Annotated in this window: 13 protein-coding genes; 6 read left to right on the top strand and 7 right to left on the bottom strand. The window is 58.6% G+C overall.

Features of this window, described 5'->3' with window-relative positions; genetic code table 11:
- Window positions 1–738 carry a twin-arginine translocase subunit TatC gene (tatC, locus tag ACNKH6_RS10705; protein ID WP_417915556.1) on the bottom strand — a complete coding sequence of 246 codons (738 nt, stop codon included), beginning with the start codon at window positions 736–738 and terminating at the stop codon, window positions 1–3.
- Window positions 739–897: 159 nt separating this feature from the next.
- Between tatC and ACNKH6_RS10700 the strand changes: the two genes are divergently transcribed.
- Together ACNKH6_RS10700 and ACNKH6_RS10695 are read left to right on the top strand one after the other, a co-directional pair.
- A complete protein-coding gene (locus ACNKH6_RS10700; protein WP_417915555.1) occupies window positions 898–2277 on the top strand; it encodes a sigma-54-dependent transcriptional regulator in 1380 nt (459 codons plus the stop codon).
- Window positions 2278–2284: 7 nt separating this feature from the next.
- On the top strand, window positions 2285–4054 hold the full coding sequence (locus ACNKH6_RS10695; protein WP_417915554.1) for a two-component system sensor histidine kinase NtrB: 1770 nt from the start codon (window positions 2285–2287) through the stop codon (window positions 4052–4054).
- On the opposite strand, the gene murA is transcribed toward ACNKH6_RS10695, so the two are convergent.
- The 4 genes from murA to rnr all read right to left on the bottom strand — a co-directional run bounded on the left by murA (window position 4051) and on the right by rnr (window position 9027).
- Window positions 4051–5337, bottom strand: coding sequence for a UDP-N-acetylglucosamine 1-carboxyvinyltransferase (gene murA / locus ACNKH6_RS10690; RefSeq protein WP_417915553.1), 1287 nt, complete (start codon window positions 5335–5337; stop codon window positions 4051–4053). The two genes, ACNKH6_RS10695 and murA, sit on opposite strands and share 4 nt — an antisense overlap.
- 27 nt (window positions 5338–5364) lie before the next feature.
- Window positions 5365–6288: a glycosyltransferase family 2 protein gene (locus ACNKH6_RS10685; RefSeq protein WP_417915552.1), complete on the bottom strand. Its 924-nt coding sequence runs from the start codon at window positions 6286–6288 to the stop codon at window positions 5365–5367.
- A 102-nt stretch (window positions 6289–6390) separates the two neighbouring features.
- Window positions 6391–6855, bottom strand: a complete 465-nt coding sequence (locus tag ACNKH6_RS10680; RefSeq protein WP_417915551.1) for a DUF721 domain-containing protein — start codon at window positions 6853–6855, stop codon at window positions 6391–6393.
- A 3-nt stretch (window positions 6856–6858) separates the two neighbouring features.
- Complete coding sequence (gene rnr / locus ACNKH6_RS10675; RefSeq protein WP_417915550.1) at window positions 6859–9027, bottom strand: ribonuclease R; 2169 nt, start codon at window positions 9025–9027, stop codon at window positions 6859–6861.
- Between the two features lie 113 nt (window positions 9028–9140).
- On the opposite strand from rnr, the gene ACNKH6_RS10670 reads away from it, so the two are divergent.
- The 4 genes from ACNKH6_RS10670 (at window position 9141) to ACNKH6_RS10655 (ending at window position 18796) form a co-directional block, all read left to right on the top strand.
- Window positions 9141–11255: an HD domain-containing protein gene (locus ACNKH6_RS10670; RefSeq protein ID WP_417915549.1), complete on the top strand. Its 2115-nt coding sequence runs from the start codon at window positions 9141–9143 to the stop codon at window positions 11253–11255.
- Between the two features lie 261 nt (window positions 11256–11516).
- Window positions 11517–13670: a polyphosphate kinase 1 gene (ppk1, locus tag ACNKH6_RS10665; RefSeq protein WP_417915548.1), complete on the top strand. Its 2154-nt coding sequence runs from the start codon at window positions 11517–11519 to the stop codon at window positions 13668–13670.
- Window positions 13671–14001: 331 nt separating this feature from the next.
- Window positions 14002–16710, top strand: a complete 2709-nt coding sequence (locus ACNKH6_RS10660) for an InlB B-repeat-containing protein (protein ID WP_417915547.1) — start codon at window positions 14002–14004, stop codon at window positions 16708–16710.
- A 124-nt stretch (window positions 16711–16834) separates the two neighbouring features.
- Entirely contained in the window at window positions 16835–18796 is a 1962-nt protein-coding gene (locus tag ACNKH6_RS10655) for a right-handed parallel beta-helix repeat-containing protein (RefSeq protein WP_417915546.1), read from the top strand.
- 65 nt (window positions 18797–18861) lie between these two features.
- On the opposite strand, the gene mqnE is transcribed toward ACNKH6_RS10655, so the two are convergent.
- Window positions 18862–19956, bottom strand: coding sequence for an aminofutalosine synthase MqnE (gene mqnE / locus ACNKH6_RS10650; protein WP_417915545.1), 1095 nt, complete (start codon window positions 19954–19956; stop codon window positions 18862–18864).
- Between the two features lie 97 nt (window positions 19957–20053).
- Window positions 20054–20374 (bottom strand): c-type cytochrome, encoded by a 321-nt coding sequence (locus ACNKH6_RS10645; protein WP_417915544.1) that lies wholly within the window; start codon window positions 20372–20374, stop codon window positions 20054–20056.
- Window positions 20375–20624 lie beyond the last annotated feature (250 nt).

Genomic DNA, 20624 nt, shown 5'->3' with positions numbered 1-20624 from the left:
TCATACTGTCTTTTTTACAAAGAAGCGCACAGCGATAATGCTGATCTCATACAGCACGACTAACGGCCCGGCCATAAGCAATTGGTTGACCGGATCAGGAGTCGGCGTGACAACCGCCGCGACAATGAAGGCGATCAGCACGGCATACTTGCGGTTCTTCGATAGAAAGGGCGCGTCCACCTTGCCCAGCTTGGCGAGAAAGACCATGAAGACCGGCAGCTCGAAGACCATTCCGAAGGCGATGAGCAGGAAGAGGGCCAATGAGAAATATTCGCTCACCGCAGGCATCGGCTCCAGAAATGCGCTGGAATAGCCGAGGAGAAAGCGGAAGGTCGGCGGGAAGATGACCAAGTAGCCGAAGGCCGCGCCGCCGAGGAAGCAGATTGAGGAGACTATGGTGAAAGGCAGCAACGCCTTCTTCTCGTGCTGATACAGGCCAGGGGCGATAAAACGCCATGTTTGATAAAAAATCACCGGGCTGGCTAAAAGCACTCCGGCCACTAAGGCCAGCTTGAGATAAAAAAAGAAGCCTTCCTGATAGGAGATGAAGATCAGGCTTTTCTGCTCCGGCATGACCTGCACTAACGGGGCGAAGAACCAGTCAGCCACCGGCTGAATCACGGAATAGGCGACGGCAAAGCCGACAAAGGCGGCAATCAGGGAAATGATCAGGCAGGAGCGCAGCTCGGCAAGGTGCTCGGTCAGCGGCTGCTGGGTCAAGGATTCCTGATCATTCATGGCGGCTTCGCTCCTGCGGGCAGAGATTCTGCCGCCAGCATACCCTGTTCCGTCCGCGCTGTCAAACCCCTGCGAAAAGCGGAGATTGACTTTTCGCCCCTTCCGCTGCTACACTGCGAGCAGACGGCTTCGTGAAACGCAACCCCAGCAGCGCAGACCATGCCCAACCTTCTCATAGTTGACGACGAGCAGAGTATGCGGGATTTTCTCAGCATCCTCTTCTATCGGGAAGGCTGCGCCGTCACTGCCGCGCCCAATGCCGAGGCCGCCTTGGCCGCTGCCGCGCAGAAGGACTTTGACGCGGTGATTTCGGATGTGCGGATGCCGGGCATGGGCGGCCTGGCTCTGCTGGCCGAGCTGAAGAGCCGCCAGCCCGATCTGCCGGTGATCATGGTCACCGCCTTCGCCTCGCCGGACGACGCGGTGCAGGCGATGAAGAACGGGGCCTTTGATTATTTGTCCAAGCCCTTTAACGTCGATGAGCTGCGCAAGGTGGTGCGGGCCGCCTTGGCCAAGCGCAAGACCGACGCGGCGGCGGCTGATCCGGCGGGCCGCCTGCCGGGCATCATCGGCTCCAGCCCGGAGATGCTCAAAATCGCCGACCTCATCCGCCGGGTCGCGCCCACTCCGGCCAGCGTGCTCATCACCGGCGAATCCGGCACTGGCAAGGAGTTGATCGCCAAGGCTGTCCATGACCTGTCCAAGGTTGCCGCCAATCCCTTTGTGGCCATCAATTGCAGCGCCATCCCGGAAAGCCTGCTCGAAAGCGAGCTGTTCGGCCATGTCAAAGGCGCGTTCACCGGCGCGGTGGCGGACAAGCCCGGCCTTTTCGAGCAGGCGCACACCGGCACGGTCTTTCTTGATGAAATCGGCGAGCTGACCCTGCCCATCCAGACCAAGCTCCTGCGGGTGCTCCAGGAGCGGCAGATCATGCCGGTCGGCTCGGCCCGCACCAAGCAGGTGGATGTGCGCATCGTCGCGGCCACCAACCGCAATCTGGAAGAGGAGGTCATGGCGAAACGCTTCCGCGAAGACCTCTTCTACCGCCTCGCCGTGGTGCCGGTGCGCCTGCCGCCGCTGCGCGAGCGTAAGGGCGACGTGCCGCTGCTTGTTGAGCACTTCCTCAAAAAATACGCCAAGCTGATGGGACGGGAGCCGCAGAGCATCTCCTCCTATGGCATGGAAGTCTTGATGAACTACAATTTCCCTGGTAATGTGCGGGAATTGGAGAACATCATCGAGCGCGGCGTGGCCCTGGAGTCCTCCAACATCATCCTGCCGGAAAGCCTGATACTTTCCAGCCGCAAGGAGGAGAAGAGCAGCGAGCCGCCGCCGTCACGAACGCCGCTTTTTGTCGGTGCTTGGGATGAGGACGAGCTGTTCGACCGGGGCTTGGAGGAGAGCGTGGACCGGATGGAGAAAAAGATGATCATGCACGCCATTGAGGCGGCGGAAGGCTCGAAAATCCGGGCCGCTGACCTGCTCAAGATCAGCTTCCGCTCCCTGCGCTACAAGACCAAGAAGCATGGCATTGACTGAGACCGCAATGGCTGCCGCACAACAACCTTCCGCAGGCTTGGCTGAGATGAAGAACCGACTGATCAGCGAGCTGTCGCCCCGGCAGAGCGGCGGCGAGCAGCTCCGCCTGCATATCCTCTGGCTCCTGATGATCCGGGTGCTGCTCTTCACCCTGCTGATCGCAATCACGGTGGTGCTGCAAACCAAGGGCCGGGATATCATCCTGCCGCCGCCTGCCGTGACCATGGCCTTTCTTTCCGTGGTCTTCATCTATTCCATCGGCTCGGCGGGCCTGCTCCAGAACATGGTGCGGCATCTGCCGCGTTTCGGTTTGCTCCAGCTCCTCTCCGATGCGATATTCGCCGCCCTGCTGGTGGCGGGCACCGGATGCAGCCAGTCCATCTTCACTCCGGTCTTTCTTTTCCCGGTGATCGCGGGCGGCATGAGCCTCAGCCGCACTGGCGGCCTGATTGCGGCAGCGGCGACCTCCATCCTCTACGGCGGCATTCTCGCCTGTGAGTATTTGGGCTACATCCCGCGCTTCTACGCCCAAACCCGCTATGTGCCGCCGACCGAATACCTCACCCTGACCAATGTCTATGCGGTCTATGGGCTGACTTTCTTCACCATCGGCTTCCTCAGCAACCTGCTTGCCGGTCGGCTGCGCAAGACCGAGGAAGTGCTCTCGCAAACCTTTGTCCAGTTCGACCGCCTGCACCTGCTCTACAAGCAGGTCTTTGATGACATCGGCACCGGCATCATCACCGTGGACGGCCGCAACCGCATCACCTCCTGCAACCCGGCCTTTGAGCGGATCAGCGGCTTCAACGCCGCCGAGCTGCTTGGCCTGCCCTTCGGCAATTTTTTCCCGGCAGGGATGCTGACTGAGACCGACCAGAGCAGGCAGGTGGCGGACTTGCAGCGCAAGGACGGCGCGATGACGCGGGTGCGGCACACCTTCGCCACGCTCAACCTGCCACCCGATCCGGCTCTGAACGATCCCGGCGAGGCGCAGTGCAAGGTGATCACCGTGCAGGATGTCAGCCTGCTGGAACAGATGGAGCGGCAGATGCGCAACACCGAAAAGATGGCGGCCATCGGCGAACTGAGTGCGGCCATAGCCCACGACTTCCGCAATCCCATCGCCGCCATCTCCGGCTCGGCCCAGCTCCTGAAGAACGTTCATGCGGCGGACAGCAGCCCTGATCCCCTCAGCCGGGCCAACCGCCATTTGACCGAGATCATCCTGCGCGAATCCGTGCGGATGGAGAAAACCATCACCGACTTCCTCCAGTTCGCCCGGCCTCAGGCCCTGACTCTGGAATGGTTTGACTTGAGGCGGCTCTGCGAGGAGACCATCCGCCAAGTCAAAGGCCGCGAGTCCTGCCCGCTGTCTGCCGCGATGGAGCTGGACATTCCCGACCATTTAGACTGCTGGGCCGACCGCCAGCTTGTGCAGATACTGCTCGCGCATTTGCTGGAGAATAGCTGCGCCGCCGCCGCGCAGACCGGCCAGTGGCCGGTGCTGGTGCGGGCGCGGGAGAGCGAGGCAAGCGGGCGCAACTGCGTCTGCCTCACGGTGCTGGATCACGGCCCCGGCATCGCCGAAGAGCTGCGCGAGGTGGTCTTCACCCCCTTCTTCTCAACCAAAGCCAACTGCGCCGGGCTGGGCCTGTCCATCGTCCGCCAGCTCGCCGAGCAACATGGCGGCAGAGTCCGCCTCTTAGAGCCGGAGACAGGCACCGGCTGCGTAGTGGAAGTCTGTCTGCCTCTGCCCGGCCTGCCGGAAGAATTCTAATCCTCCGGCACCTGTTCAATCGCCGCGCCGACCTTGCGCAGTTTCTCGGCCATCCGCTCGTAGCCGCGCTCAAGGTGGTAGATGCGGGAGACCTCAGTCGTTCCAGAAGCGGCCAGTCCTGCCACGACCAAAGAAGCCGAGGCCCGCAGGTCAGTGGCCATCACCGGCGCGCCGATCAGCCGCTCATGCGGAATGCCGGTGACCACCGCGCTGCCGCCGTCAATGGCGATCTCCGCGCCCAAACGCCGCAGCTCGGCCACGTGCATGAAGCGGTTCTCAAAGATGGTCTCGTGGATGATGGACACGCCGCTGCTGCGGGTCATCAGGGCCATGAACTGGGCTTGCAGATCCGTGGGGAAGCCGGGATAAGGCATGGTGGTGATGTTCACCGCCCGCAGCGGGCAGGGCTGGCCCGCGCTGTCTGTCGCGCAGAAGGCTGTGCAGCGGTCGGCCTGCGTTTCAATCTGCATTCCGGCGGCCCGCAGCTTCTCAAGCAGGGCGGTGAGATGCGAGGGATCGCAGTCCGTCACTTCAAGGCTGCCGCCTGCGGCCCCGGCAGCGATCAGATAGGTGCCCGCCTCGATCCTGTCCGGGATGATGCTGATCTCCGCCGGACGCAGCTCCTCGACTCCGGTCACGGTGAGGCAGTCGCTGTCCTTGCCTTCGATCCGCGCCCCCATCGCCTCCAGCATGTCAATCAGGTTGCCGACTTCCGGCTCCTTGGCCGCGTTCTGAATCACCGTTTTACCCTTGGCCCGCGCCGCCGCCATCAGCACATTCTCGGTCGCGGTCACGGAGGGGATGTCAAAGCAGATGGTGCCGCCAGTCAGCTCGCCCTGCACGCGGGCTTCAACGTAGCCGCCCGCCATCTCTGTCACCACGCCCAGTGCCTCGAAGCCCTTGAGGTGATAATCTATAGGCCGCGCCCCGATGGCGCAGCCGCCCGGCAGGGAGACGCGGGCGCAGCCTGCCCGGCCCAGCAGCGGCCCCAGCACCAGCACCGAGGCCCGCATGGTTTTGACCAAATCATACGGGGCCTCCGCCCCGGTGAGCTGGGAGCTGTCCACCCGCACCGTGCCGCCGTCCCGCTCCCATGCCGCGCCCATGATCTGGAGCAGTTTGAGCATGGTGCGGGTGTCGCGCAGGTCGGGCACGTTGCGCAGAGTGTGGATTCCAGGAGCCAGCAGGGTGGCCGCCAGCAAAGGCAGGGCCGCGTTCTTGGCCCCGCTGACCGCGATGCTGCCGTTGAGCGGACGGCCTCCGTGTATGCGCAGTATGTCCATTGTTGGTGCAGAGATAAGGGGTGACGGTTATCGCCCGGACAGCTTCTTCCGCAGCTTGTATTTGACTGCCGCCAGCAGCAGCTTCAGCCGCTCGCGGACGCTTGGCTCGGCTCGGCCTGCCAATTCCGCCCGCACCTGCTCCAGCTCATCGCGCAGCTCCAGCAGCCGTTCAGTTCCGGTTGCCGCGATGCTGCGCCATTGCTCCGGCAGGGCCGCCAGCATGTAGGTTCTGATCACGTCCACGTCTTGCAGCCGCCCGGTGACTGCCGCCTCGCCCAGGGTGTTGCCGCTGTGGATGCGGTAGCAGAGCAGCTTCTGGTCATGGACGTAGCGCACTTGGCCGGGAAAAGCCAGCATCATGCGGAAGATGTAATCATAATCGTGCAGATAGCGCAGAGAGCAGAACGTGCCCACGGTGCGCATGGCCTCGGCAGTCATGAAGAGATTGGAGGTCGTGACCATGAAGTTGCCTTTGAGAAAGGCAGTAAACAGGTCGCCGCAAGCGAAATACCAGTCCCGGTTCTTCTTGTGCCAGAGGTTCCAGCCAAACTGCGGGTCAACGAATTCCTCGCCGCTGTCAGAAATTGGCGTGACATCGCTGAAAAGACAGGCGGCATTGCTTTCCTTTTGGATTGCCAGCAACTTTTCTAAACGATCAACCGTATAGATATCATCGGAGTTCAGAATGGCAACATATTCTCCTTTCGCCAGACTAAGACCACGGTTGATCGTGTTGTAGGCATCTTGATTGGCCTGATGATAATAGCTCAGGCGGGGATCAGCAGCATAGCTCCGGGCGATTGCGCCGGTCGCATCTTTGGAGCCGTCGTCAATGACAATCAGCTCCAAATGCGGATAGGTCTGCTTCAGCACAGACTCAATCGCAGGGCCGATGAACCGTTCGTGGTTGTAGGCAGGGATGATGACAGAGACAAGTTTGTCGTTATTCATCGTAATGATACGAAATAAATTATGCTTTTATTTTTTCTAAAGTTGACAGCTACGGTTATACCTTCTTTTTTGCCCGCGCAGGGCAAGCGCAGGCACTTGCCCCTAGCGCATCGCTGCCATTTTTCGCCAGAGCCTGACAAAAGCGGCCCGCGCTTCCGGGTCAGCGATGGCTTCGGACATGGAGAGTATCCGCTGCTCTTCGGCAGGATCAACCGGGGCAGGCGGCGGGACGGGCTTCCGTTCCGGCAGGGCAGGGAAGTCCGCAGGCTGAAGCGTCCAGCGCAGGTCGCTGACCTGCGGGCCGCCGTATTCGGCAAGAAAATCGTTGATCTTGGTCAGCAGCTCCGGCTTAGCGAAGCCGAGCTGTTGCATCCAGATCGCGTGGGTGGTGTAAATCCACAGCTCCGCGCCGAGGAAGTAGGCGGGCAGGCTGTTCTGCGCCAAAACCGGACCAACCATCTTCGGCCAGCGGCGGGTCAGGCCGAGCAGATATTTTTGATTGCCCCAGCTCTCGGTCAGACCGCTCAGACCGGCGGCGAGCGGCTTCAGCGCGTCCTGCTCAGACATCGCTCAGGCGGCCACGGCAAAGGTCAGCTTGCGGCTGAGTGCGTCCACCTGAACCAGCCGCACCCGGATCAAATCGCCGAGGCGGTAGCGGCGGCCCGTGCGCTCGCCGAGCAGCTGATGGCCGGTGCTGTCGTGGCGATACCAGTCGTCCTTCATATCCTTGACCGGCACCGCGCCGCTGATCAGGCAGTCCACCAGCTCGACAAAGAGACCGAAGGAAGTCACGCCGGAAATCACCGCATCGAACTCTTCCATAAGCCGCTCGCGCAGGAAGAGCACAGCCAGTCGGGCCTGCGCGTCGCGCTCGGTCTCCACCGCCGTCCGCTCTCTGCCGGAGAGAAAGCCGCCTGCTGCCTCCAGCGTTTCGCCCTCAGACAGCACCGGCGCGGTCTTTTTCTTGGTCAGCAAGTTCTGCAAGACACGGTGGGCGATCAGATCGGGATAGCGGCGGATGGGCGAGGTGAAGTGCAGATAATACTCGGCGGCTAGGCCGAAATGGCCGAGGTTCTCCGGCGTGTATCGCGCCCGCTGCATGGTGCGCAGGAGGAGATTGTTGACCACGTACTCCGCCGGGCTGCCTTTGGTTTTGGCCAGCACTTCGGCAAACCAGGCCGGGCCGATGGAATGCTTGGGCAGTTCAACGCCCATTGCGGCGGCAGTGGCGATGAAGTCGCGCACCTTCTCCGGGTCGGGATTCTCATGCACGCGGAAGAGCACCGGCATTTCCGCCTTGTCCAATTCCTCGGCCACAGCCTCGTTGGCCGCGAGCATGAATTCTTCCACCAGCAGATGAGCCTGATTGCGCTTGAGGCGGCTGACTGAGGCGATCTTTGTGCCCTCAAGACGGATGTCGGCCTCCGGGATGGTGAAGCCGAGCGAGCCGCGCCGGCTGCGCTGCTCCGCCAGCAGGGCGGCCAGCTCCTTGGCCTTCTCCAGCATCGGCAGGTGGGCTTTGTATTTCTGCCGGGCAGCCTTGTCGCGCAGATAGATCAGCTCGTTGACCGTGTCGTAGGTGAAGCGGCAATGGCTGAGGATCAGGCTCTTGGCGAATTTCGCCCCAGTCCGGCGGCCCTGCTCGTCGAAATCAAGGATGGCGGTGAAGGCGGGCCGGTCCTGATCGGGCACGAGCGAGCAGAGATCGTTGGAAAGCCGCTCCGGCAGCATCGGCAGCACCATGTTCGGCAGGTAAACGCTGGTGCCGCGCTGGTAGGCCTCGCGGTCAAGGGCGGTGCCAGGGCGGACGTAGTGGCTGACATCGGCGATGGAGACAAAGAGCCTGTATCCCTGCTGCGTTTTTTGGACGCAGACCGCGTCGTCGAAGTCCTTGGCTGTGGCCCCGTCTATGGTGACATGGCGGAGATGGCGGAGGTCGCGCCTGCCTTTGTCCAATTCGGTCAGCGGCACGAGCGCGGCGACTTCTTCTTCCACCTCCGGCGGGAAGACGCGGGGCAGATCAAACTGCTGCACCGCCATGCGCAGCTGCACCGGCACACTGTCCGGCAGCCCCAGCACCTCGACCACCCGGCCCAGCGGCTGCCGCTGCGGCGTGCCGTAGTCAAGCACTTCCACCAGCACGGCCATGCCGTCTTCAGCGTCCATCGATTCGCTGCGCTTGACCCGGACGGTGAAGGGCAGCTTGTCGCTGTCCGGCGTGACTTCGCCCATGCTGCGGCCGCCCACATATACGCCGCAGAGATGGGTGTAGGCCCGCTTCTCAATTTCCACCACCTCGCCTTCAGGCCGCGAGGACGACGAACCGATCATCCGCACCAGCACGGTGTCGCCGTGGCCCGCGCCGTTCAAGCCTGAGGCGGGGATGAAAACATCCTTCTGCTGCCTGGCCACGTTGCCGTCCAGCACTGCGAAGCCGAAGCCCTTGCTGGTCAGCGAAAGCCGCGCCCGGAGCAGGTCGCGCTGCGCCGCAAGCTGCCAGCGTTGACCGTTGCGGCTGATCTGCCCCGCCTTCTCCAGCACGCCGAGCGCCTCCTTGACCAAGTTCCGCTCCTGCTCCGGCAGGCCGAGGCCGCCGCAGACAGCGGCGAGCGGCAGCGGCTCCTTCTGGCGGCTGAGGAAGGCGAGCAGCCGCTCGCTCAGAGGAATTTCCGGCTCGTGGCGTTTCTTCTTACGGTGATGATAGTGCAGCCGTTTCTCGTTCAGCCTTTTTTTTGACATGCTCGTCCTGTGTAGGTTAAGGAAGCAGATTTTTCCCTGTTCCCTGTTTGCTTCCCGGCGTTCGCAGTGTACACTACAAATCCCCAAAGAGGAAGCCCGCAAAGGACGGAAGCATGGACGTGAAAAAATTTGATCTGGAGCAGTACCGCCGCGAGATGGAGGTGCTGATCGGCAGCGGCCCGACAGCGCAGTTGTTTTACGAAGCACTGGACTTCGCCGCCGCCGCGCACGAGGGGCAGATGCGGCGCTCCGGCGATCCGTACATCATCCATCCCTGCTCCACGGCCCGCATTCTCGCGGAAGAGCTGGACATTAAGAATGCCGAGATTCTGGCTGCCGCATTGCTCCATGACACCATCGAGGACGTGGAGGAGATCGTTCCGGCCCTGCTCCGGGAAAGATTCGGGCCGAATGTCGAGGCTATCGTGGTCGGCTGCACCAAGGTCAAGCACCACAGCGGCGACAAGCAGGCCCTGAAAAAGCTCGTGCATCGCCAGCTCTTCACTGGCGCGGCGGCCCGGCCAGAGGTGATGATCGTCAAGATTGCTGACCGCCTGCACAATCTGCGCACACTTGACTCCATGCCCCGTCACAAGCGGCAGCGCATCGCCGACGAGACGCTGGACTTCTACGCGCCGCTGGCCACCATCCTCGGTCTCTTCGCAGTCAAGCGGGAGCTGTACAACCGCTCACTGGCGAATAAATTCCCCAAGCAGGGCAACAAGCTCCAGCAGCATATCAGCAGGCTGGAGAGCAATCCGTCCCTCTCCTCCTTGACCGCAAAAATTGAGGCCGCGCTGAAAGCGGCGGGCGTGGCCGCTACAGTGGTCATCCGCACCAAGGGGCTGTGGGGCTATTACGATCCGAAGAACCACATCCTGCGCACGGAAATTGAAATCCCGCAGGAAATTCTGATCACAACCGGCCAGCGGATCAGCTGCTACCAGATACTCGGCCTGCTCAACGAGATTTATCCGCCGGTGCCGCGCACCATCCGCGACTTCATCGCCAACCCCAAGCCCACCGGTTATCAGGGCCTGCACGCCAAGGCGATCATTGACGGCAGCAAATATCTTTTTAAAATCCGCACGGAAGAGATGGCCCGCAGTGCCCAGTGCGGCTTGGTGAAGGACTGGAATCCGAGCGACCGCAAATTAGACCGCTTCCTCACTGAGCTGCAAGAGATGTTCGACATCCTCGGCAGCGACGACGCAGTGTCGTACCGCGAAATGATCGCGGCCAGCGGGCGCAAGGAAATCTACACTTACACGCCCGATGGCGACCTGATCTGCCTGCCGGTGCATTCCTCGGTGCTCGACTTCGCCTTCCATATCCATACCGACATTGGCCATAGCTGCGTCGGGGCGATGATCGGCAAGCAGCGGGCTGAACCAGGCGACCTGCTTCAGGACGGCAGCGTGGTGCGCATCATCCGCCAAAATACGCCGGTGGATTTTGATCTGGAACTGCAGAGCCGCTGCCAGACTCCCCGCGCCCGCAGCGAGCTGGCCAGAGCCTTCCGCGAGCGGATCAGGCACGTGGCTATCAGCACCGGGCGGGCGGTTTTGGAGCAGGAAATGCGCCGCTACGGCCTGCCCTTTGACCTGATCGAGCATCCGGGCATGGAGCACATTTTGCTCTATTTCAGCATTGCCTCGCGGGACGAGCTGCTCCAGCGGGTCGGACAGGGCCGCATTCACATGCGCGAGCTGATTTACGAAATCCGCAACGGCCTGCTTCAGAACCGGGAACTGGCGCTCCAGCAGCCGACCGGCATCCTCAACCGGATCATCCTGACCACCGTGGATCCGGTGGTGGTCAAATCCTCGGCCTGCTGCCGTCCGACTCCCTTAGACAAAGGCTTGGTCGGTCTCCTCAGCGCACGGGGCATATCGCTGCACTGCAAGGACTGCTTTCAGCTGAAAAAGCTGAAGTTTCAGCGCGAGGACGCGGTGGAGGTGCGCTGGCGGCTGGGCGACACGCCGGTGCCCAAGCCGCAGAAGTTCGTTGTCGCCGATGTCACGTCCAACTACCTCTTCAGCCGCCTGGCCGAGGGGCCGGACGAGCTGCGGGTGGTGCAGGTCAGCCGCCTCAGCGGCAGCCCCCCCGGCGCGGCGGCAGGCACATGGGAGGTGCAGTTCAGCGTGGCCAATCTCCTCGGCCTGAAAAAAATCATCCGCCACCTCGACCGCTCGTTTACAGCCTGCAAATTTGATTTCCGGCAGTAAATTCAGGTGAGCCGAAGCTCCCGCCCCCAGACTGCCGCAGCAGCAGTCGCGGCATTATATTCTGTTCCAGCGATTGGCAAAACAGTTCGTTTCAGGCACGATGGAGAAATCCCGCCGCACCGGCTTTGCCTCTGTGCAACAGGCTTTAATTGTGGTACAATAGAAAACTTAGTCGCAAATAAACTTAAGCAGGGAGGCAAGCAGATGACAGAACAGGGAAGCCAAACGCCGGTGCTCCCGACAGAAGCCAAGGAGGATGCCATGGCTGATGAAAAAGTCAATAAACACGAATTCGATCTTGATTCGTCGCAGTGGTATCTGAACCGTGAACTGACTTGGCTGGAATTCAACCGCCGGGTGCTGCACGAAGGCCAAGACAGCCGCACCCCGCTGCTGGAGCGGGTCAAGTTTCTCGCCATAGTCGGCAGCAATTTAGACGAATTTTTTATGAAACGCATCGGCGGCCTCAAGCAGCAGGTCGGGGCCGGGGTGCGCAGCCTGACCGTTGACGGACGAACGCCCAGCGAGCAGATCAGCGAATGCCAGGACGTGGTGCGTGACATCCTCCAGCAGCAGGAGACGCTGGAGACCGAGCTGTTTGGCCTTTTGGCTGGCCAGGGCATCCGCATCATCAGCTATCAGCACTTGGACAAAGATCAGAAGAAAGAGGCGGATCGTTATTTCCACGACAACATCTATCCTCTGCTCACCCCGCAGGGCATGGACCCAGCCCATCCTTTCCCCTTTATTTCCAACCTCTCGCTCAATCTTTTAGTGGTGACGCGCTACGAGCACGACGACCACACCTTCCTCAACCGGATCAAAGTGCCGACCGGAGTGGGCATCCCCCGTTTCATCAAGATTGGCAGCGGGCATTGCTACATCCGTTTTGAAGACCTGATCGCCAATAACTTGACCATCGTTTTTCCCGGCCTGCTGATTGAATCCTGCGCTCTGTTCCGGGTGACGCGCAACGCCATCACCGAGCAGCACGCGGAAAAGGCGAACGATCTTTTAGCGGTGATTGAGACTGCTCTGCGCGACCGCAAGTTCGCTGAGATCGTCCGGCTGGAGATTGAGGAGGGCATGAATCCCACGCACCGGGGCATGTTGGCTGCCGAGCTGGGTATTGACGAAGGCCAGGATGTGTTCACAGTCAACGGAATCATCGCCAAGCGCGACTTCTTCCAGATCGCTTCCATTGACCGGGCTGACCTCCACTTTTCGGTGCATCAGCCCTTTGACCATTTCCGCCTCTCCGGGGAGTCCCGCAACATTTTTCATATCATCCGGGAGGTTGGCTCGATCCTGCTTCAGCATCCCTACGAGTCCTTCGACACCTCGGTGCAGCGTTTTTTGCGCGAAGCCAGCCAAGACCCCAAAGTGCTGGCGATCAAAATGACCCTGTACCGGACTTCGGCTGATTCGGACATCATTCCCTGTCTGCTGGAGGCGGCCAAAAATGGCAAGCAGGTGGCGGTGGTGGTCGAGCTGAAAGCCCGTTTTGACGAGTCAGCCAATATCCGCTGGGCCGAACGGCTGGAAGAGGCCGGGGTGCATGTCACCTACGGCGTGGTCGGGCTGAAAACCCACTCCAAGGTGATTTTCGTTGTCCGCCGCGATTTTGACGGCCTGCGCCGCTACGCCCACATTGGCACCGGCAACTATCACGCTGGAACAGCGCGGATGTACTCCGATCTTGGCATTCTCACCTGCGATCCGATCATTGGCGAAGATTTAACCGAGCTGTTCAACTATCTGACCACCGGTTACGCCCCGGACCGGCACTATCAGAAGCTGCTGCCTTCGCCAAGGGTGCTGAAAAAAGAGCTGCTGGAGAAAATTGACCGGGAAATCGCTTTGCACGGCGAAAAAACACCGGGCCGAATTCAGTTCAAAACCAACGCGCTAGAAGACAAGGACATCACCGCGGCCCTGTACAAGGCTTCAATGGCAGGGGTGCAGGTTGATCTGATTGTCCGTGACAGCTGCCGCCTGCGGCCCGGCATTCCCGGTCTGTCCGAGAATGTGCGGGTGATTTCGGTGGTGGGCCGCTTCCTTGAGCACAGCCGCATTTATTATTTCCACAATGGCGGCGAGGAAGAATATTTCATCGGTTCAGCCGACATCATGAAGCGCAATCTGGAGGAGCGGGTGGAGGTCATCACCCCGATTGAGCCCCCAGAACTGCGGGCCGAGCTGCGCAAATTCCTTGATGTCGAATTCAATGATCAGCGCAATGCGTGGGAGATGCAGTCAGACGGCACCTATATCCAGCGCAATGGCGAAGATCAGATCGGCAGCCATGAAAAATTCATCCGCCAGGCCGAAAAACGGCTGTCCGATGCCCAGCGGCTCTTCAAGCTCAAAAAAAAGAAGATCATTAAGCGGAAAAAGGGCATGATTAAGAAGTAACTGTCTGCGTTTATTCTCAGCACCAGGCATTCTTTGCCAGCAGCTATGGCAAAGAATGCCTGCCGGAAAATGTTTCTCTCGTCAGCGATGTGACTGCTGCCTCTTCTTGCAGTATAATTCCTCAGTTCATTATTTTGCCTCATTGCTGACCGTTTATTTTTTCTGGGTCAGCACCTTTTTTCCCCGCCTCTCGCGTTTTTGCCCACTCTGATGAGTGGCAAAAAAATTGACACGAACCACATCGTGCCGCTAAAATTATATAAGAATCATTATCATTTTTTACTGCGTGCTGCTCTGTTCGCACAATTCAAGACGTAATAACGGAGGAATTATGAATAAGAATTTTGTATATACTGTCATAGCAGCATTTCTTATCGTTTTAACTGGCATAAAAGTTAATGCCAATGAATTACGTAAGTCTGTCGTTGTTAATTCTGGACAGCACGATTTCAACAAAGCAGCTCGGAAACTGTCAAAAGGAGAACGGCTTGACATCGAAGGCATAGCTATTGAGAACCAGAACAGCAATGTGCTGGAACTTGAGCGCATCCAAGTGTTTACGGATGATGCAAAGATCATCATTGACGGCAAACGTGAGATTTCCCCGCCAAAACATGCCTATTATCGCGGCACTGTTCAAGGTGAAGCGCAGAATATAGCAGTGCTGATTGTTCCTGAATCCGGTGAGCCGGAAGGGCTTATTATGGGGCCGGATGGCATGTGGAAAATTGAAAAAGAAATGAAGGCAAATCCTGCCTTGACAGCTCGCAAGATCAAAAAAGATGAACTTGCGCAGCTGAAGGAATTCCGCTGCGGCGCAGACGACATAGAACTGGATGCTGAAAAATTGCTGAAGGGTGCTGCCGCTGAACTTTCTCAAGCAGATATTCCTTCATCGCAGGCATCCAGCACAGTTTCCTACACCGCCCGCGTAGCCGTGGAGACTGATTACGAATTTTACGCCTTGTTCAATGATGAGGCGGCGGCGCAGGCGTATGTTGGCACGCTTTTTGCTTACATCTCAAGTATTTATTCCAAAGAAGTGGCCACAAGTCTGCAAGTGAGCTACTTAAAGCTCTGGACCACTGGTGCCAGCAACGATCCGTGGAATGCGACATCTGGCACATCTGCTGCGCTTGATGAACTCAAAGCTTACTGGAATAACAGTGCTAATGGATTAGTTAGTGTGAATCGCACCCTTGTTCATATGCTGAGTGGAAAAAGCCTTGGCGGCGGTGTTGCATATAGAGGTGTGCTTTGCGATAAGTCATGGGCTTATGGAGTCAGCGGCAGCATGGCAATGACCTCTGTTGACATCAGCAAAACCGTTTGGGACGCTTCGGTGGTTGCTCATGAAATTGGGCATAACTTCAGTTCCCGTCACACACATGCCTATTGCAATATCGGCGGCAGCGCAGAACCCATAGATCTCTGTGCCGCAGGCACAGACGGATGCAGCGGCAGAGCGGCTCTTGGTCTGCCGGGAACCGGCAGTCTCACCGGCGGCACTTCCGGTGCAGGCAATGGCACGATTATGAGTTACTGTCATCTGCTTAATGGGGGAACTGCGAATATTGCCATGACATTTGGTGTTGGGCATCCTTATGGTGTGCTTCCTGGCCGGGTCAATCAAGTGATGGCGGATCATGTGCAAAGCCGCGCCCAAATGTATCCTGGCTGCTTAGATAAAACAGATACACCGTTGCTGCTGTCGGTTGTTACATCTGGAATCGGCAACGGAACTGTGACCAGCAGCCCGACCGGAATTAGCTGCGGCAGCACGTGTTCGACAACTTTCGCCTCTGGCCAAAATGTGACGCTGACAGCCAGCCCGGCAGTCGGCTCGACCTTCACAGGCTGGAGCGGCGCATGTTCAGGCTCGGCCAGCACCTGCACGGTCAGCATGACCGAAGCCCGCAGCGTGACCGCAACCTTTTCTCCAGTAGTGCAGGTCTTGTCCAATGGCATTGCAGTGACAGGACTTGCGGGCAGTCAAGATTCAATGCGGTATTTCAGCGTCACCGTGCCGTCAGGAGCATCCAATCTCAATGTCGTGCTGTCAGGAGGCAGTGGAGATATTGACATGCACCTGCGCTTCGGGCAATTTCCCACCGAATCTGAATGGGACTGTAGGCCGTATCAAACAGGCAACAACGAAACATGCTCCATCGCTTCTCCTGCTGCAGGAACATATTACGTCATGCTCTATGGTTATGCGCAATATTCAGGAGCATCCCTGACAGCTTCTTTCATCGCGCCTGCGGGAACATCGTTTCTTTCTGCAAGCAAATCTGGAACCGGCAGCGGCACAGTGACGAGCAGTCCTGCGGGCATTAGCTGCGGCAGCACGTGCAACGCATATTTTGCCTCTGGCCAGACTGTGATGCTGACAGCCAGCCCGGCAGCAGACTCAACGTTCACCGGCTGGGGCGGCGCATGTTCAGGCTCGGCCAGCACCTGCATAGTCAGCATGACCCAAGAGCGCAGCGTGACAGCGGCATTTGCGCTACAAAGCTACACGGTCAATCCGTTCGCCGGTTCCGGCGGCACCATCAGTCCGGCGACAGCGCAAACAGTGAACCACGGCGCGACGGCCTCCTTCACCATCACGCCAAACAGCGGCTACAGCATCAGCTCCGTGACCGGTTGCGGCGGCACGTTCAACAGTACTGCCAAAATATATACTACTGGAGCAATTACGGCCAACTGCACGGTGACGGCGACGTTCACGCAGATATCCTCGTCCACGCTTTTTGTGAGCAAGACCGGCAGCGGCACAGTGACGAGCAGCCCTGCGGGCATCAGCTGCGGCAACACGTGCTCGACAGCGTTCACCGCCGGCCAGAGCGTGACACTGACAGCCAGTCCAGCAGTCAGCTACACCTTCTCCGGCTGGAGCGGCGCATGTTCAGGAACATCCAGCACCTGCACGGTCAGCATGACCCAAGACCGCAGCGTGACAGCCACATTTGTTTCGAACAGCACCACCACGGACGGCGCATCCTTCCTGCCAGCGATCAAGCTGCTGCTGAAGCATTGATCGCATCCTGAGCGCAGGGCAGTTTTTTTTCAAGCTGCCCTGCTGATCTTTGCCGCCTTGACTCCTGCGCTGCCATGCCCTATCCTGAAAAAAGGACGGTGCTTCACGCAATAAGCAAGCTATCATGAAAAACATGACAATATTCAGATTTTATTTATCTTCTTTCCAAAAATATTTGACCGCATCCATGTTTTTGGCTGCGGTTGTGTTCTCCAATTTATGCGAGGCGGCGGTTTATTACGTCTCGGCATCTGGCGGCAGCGACAGCAGCTCCGGCACGGAAGCCGCGCCGTGGGCCACGGTGCAGAAGGCTGCTGCCGTGCTGACCGCTGGCGACACCGTGTATATCAAAAACGGCACCTACGCCCTCAACACGCATCCGACGACCAAATATCTCGCCCCGGTTAATTCCGGCAGCAGCACAGCGGGCTGGATCACTTTTGCTGCCTATCCCGGCCATACGTCAGTGCTGGACGGCGACAACGCTGTGCTGCCGGTCGGCGGTCTGATCAACATCCGCAATAAAGAATATATCCGCATCTCCGGCCTCACAGTGCAGAATGTGGATGACAATGCAGAAGGCATCGGCATTTATGTGGAGAACTCGCGCCACATCATTATTGAGAAAAACCATGTCCGGCACACCGATTCATCCGGCATTCAAGTTTTCACCAAAAGCAGTCAGCCCGGTTTGCCGTCTGCGGACATTCTGATTGACGGCAATGACGTGGAAGACACCAACTTGGGCGGCCCGAATGAAATGATCACCGTGTCCGGTGTCAATCGTTTTGAGGTGTGCAACAACCGAGTGCACAACCGCACTGTCGGCACCAACGGCGGCGAGGGGCTTGACATCAAGCAAGGAGCAAAGAACGGCTCAGTGCATCACAATGAAATCTGGGACTTGAACACCAATCGGCCCGGCATCTACATTGACGCGTGGGATCAGCTCACCGAAAATATTGATGTGCACAGCAATCATATCCATCATATTGACACGCACGGCCTGTATATCGGCTCGGAACGCGGCGGCCTGCTGCGCAATGTGCGCATCTTCAACAACATCGTTCATGACAACTACCGCGCTGGCATCTATTTTCCCGATGAAACGAGCTTTTCCGGCAAGGAGCCGCTGGAGGGCATTGTCCTTGTCAACAACACCTTTGCCCGCAATGGGGTGAACGTCAATTGGTTTGGCGCGGTGCATGTGGCGAATCCCAGCATCACCGGCCTGATTGTCCGCAACAACATCGCTTGGCAGAACGGCAGGTATCAAATTTACGACATCCCAGCCGGAGTCACCGGGGCGGTGGTTAGCGACAACCTGCTCTGGGGCACGACAGGCACGGCGGACAACAGCCGGGTCAGCAACGGCGCGGACAAAAAGGCCGATCCGCTCTTTGTGAATGCGGCGGCTGATGATTTCCACCTTCAGGCCGCCTCGCCCGCTGTTGACGGCGGCGCGGATGCCGCTCTGCCTGCGGACAGCTTTGATCAGGACGGCGACAGCGACACTGCCGAGCCAATTCCTTTTGATTACGCGGACAATCCGCGCCGGGCAGGAAGCCGGGTGGACAACGGCGCGTATGAGCGCAGCACTTCTGTCAGCAGCTACACCGTCAATCCTTCCGCTGGCTCCGGCGGAACGATCAGCCCGGCGACAGCGCAGGCTGTGAACCACGGCGCGACGGTCGCCTTCACTATCACTCCGAACAGCGGCTACAGTATCAGCTCCGTGACCGGCTGCGGCGGCACGTTCAACAGCACCACCAAAATATACACGACCGGAGCGATTACAGCCAATTGCACGGTAACGACCAGCTTCATCACTGATGCTGATGCCGACGGCATTGACGATGACTGGGAGCGGCGTTACTTCAGCAATCTGACCACAGTGAACGCGGGCAGCGATTTTGACGAAGACGGCTACAGCGACCGGCAGGAATATCTGAACTCACTGGCTGGGCAGAAGGATCCGCAAGGCGCAGAGTATGATCCCAAAGTGCGGAATGCTCCCGGCGGAACAGGTTATGCGGGAAGGGCATCTTTCCTTCCAGCGGTCAAGCTGCTGCTGGAGAAAAAATAAGGGACGCGAGCGAGGGCTGCTTCTTTAACAACGCAGGATAGCTTTAGTTTGACAGGAGCAGGCAGCTAATACCTCCTCAGTGCCTCGTACAGCGTGTCCCGCTCCACCGGCTCGCGGCCCGCTTCTTTGATCAACCGAATCAGTGTGTTGTGGCCCAACGCCTGCTCGCTTTCTCCGCCCGCCATCCGGGTAATGATTTCCTCCTTCACCGTGCCGTCCATGTCGTCCGCGCCGAAAGACAGGGCCACCTGCGCCAGCTTGGGGCCGATCATCACCCAATAGGCCTTGATGTGCGGAAAGTTGTCCAGCATCAGTCGTGCCACGGCGATGTTCTTCAGGTCGTTCACGCCGGTGGTGCGGGAGAGGTCGGACAGCCCCGTGTTCTTTGGATGAAACGCCAGCGGGATGAAGGTCAGGAAACCCCCGGTTTCGTCTTGCGCCCGGCGCAGGGCATCAAGGTGCTCCAGCCGTTCATCAATGGTTTCAATATGACCGTAGAGCATGGTGGCGTTGCTCTTCAAGCCGCAGCGGTGGGCAGTTTGCGCCACCCGCCGCCAGCCCGCGCCGTCCAATTTTTTTGGGCAGGTCAGCTCGCGGATGCGGGGGCTGAAGACCTCTGCGCCGCCGCCGGGCAGCGAGCCAAGCCCTGCCGCCTTCAGCTCCTCCAGCGTCGCCTCCAGCGGTTTTCCGGCTAAATCAGCCAAGTGCTGAATTTCCACGCAGGTGAAGGCCTGAATATGCACATCAGGCCGCACTTCCTTGATTGCCCGCAGCGCGGCAAGATAATACGAATACGGCAGCTCAGGATGAATGCCGCCGACCATGTGAATTTCCGTGATCGGCTCGTCCAAACGCTCCCGAACTTTTTCCTTGATCTGCGCAATGCTCATTTCGTAGGCCATCTCATGGCCTTTTTCTTTGCCGAAGGCGCAGAACTTGCAGAGATTGGTGCAGATGTTGGAATAGTTGATGTGCTGATTGTAAATGAAGAAGGCCTGATTGCCATTTTTACGCTCGCGGACAAAATTGGCCAGCCAGCCGACCGCGAGCAAATCTGGACATTCGTAAAGCCGCCTGCCGTCTTCTAAAGAAAGCCGTTCTGCGTTGTTAATTTTATCGAAAATATCGCCGAGACCGGCTTGCTGAATAAAAGAATTCATTTAATGTGCAAAATGTTTTTTTATACTGTCAATAAAAAATAAGGGCAGGCGCGAGGCCTGCCCTTATTCGCAATGCTGCGATGATGAAAAAAACTACTTACTTCTTAGCAGCAGACAGAGACAGAACCCAAGCGGCAATAGATTTGGCATCAGCCTCGTTCACATTGGCCATCGGAGCCATTACCTTGCCCTCGCCGGTCACACCCTTGCTGCCATTTTTGACTACGGCCATAATCTTTGCCTCGCCATCTTTGTCAGCAGCATACTTCTTGCTGACATCCTGGAAGCTCGGTCCCAAGCCTACTTTATCCAACTGATGGCAGACCATGCAGTTTTTCTTTGCCAATTCCTCACTGGCGAAAGCGGAACCGGAAACCAGCAGACATGCGACGGCGAAACCAAGGACTGCTACCTTCATGTTGTTCTCCCTGAGACTAACTGATGTTTTAAGTATTCAGCCGCAGCAGCGAGATGCTGAAGCAGGCTGATAAATTGAAATCAACATCCTTTGCTGCGCAATGCGCGCGTTTTCATGACAGGCATGATCAACCGCGATAGCTGGCATTCTATATATGCGCGCACCGGGTGTCAAGAGGAAAAAAATGAAAACAGAACAGCAAATATTCGCAGGCAGAGCGGAAAAGAATCCGTCCGTCCCTGCCTGCGCA

The sequence above is a fragment of the Candidatus Electronema sp. JM genome (genome assembly GCF_048287415.1).
Classification (GTDB): domain Bacteria; phylum Desulfobacterota; class Desulfobulbia; order Desulfobulbales; family Desulfobulbaceae; genus Electronema.
The sequence above is the reverse complement of the archived record's forward strand: the minus strand, read 5'-3'. Positions and strand labels throughout refer to the sequence as shown.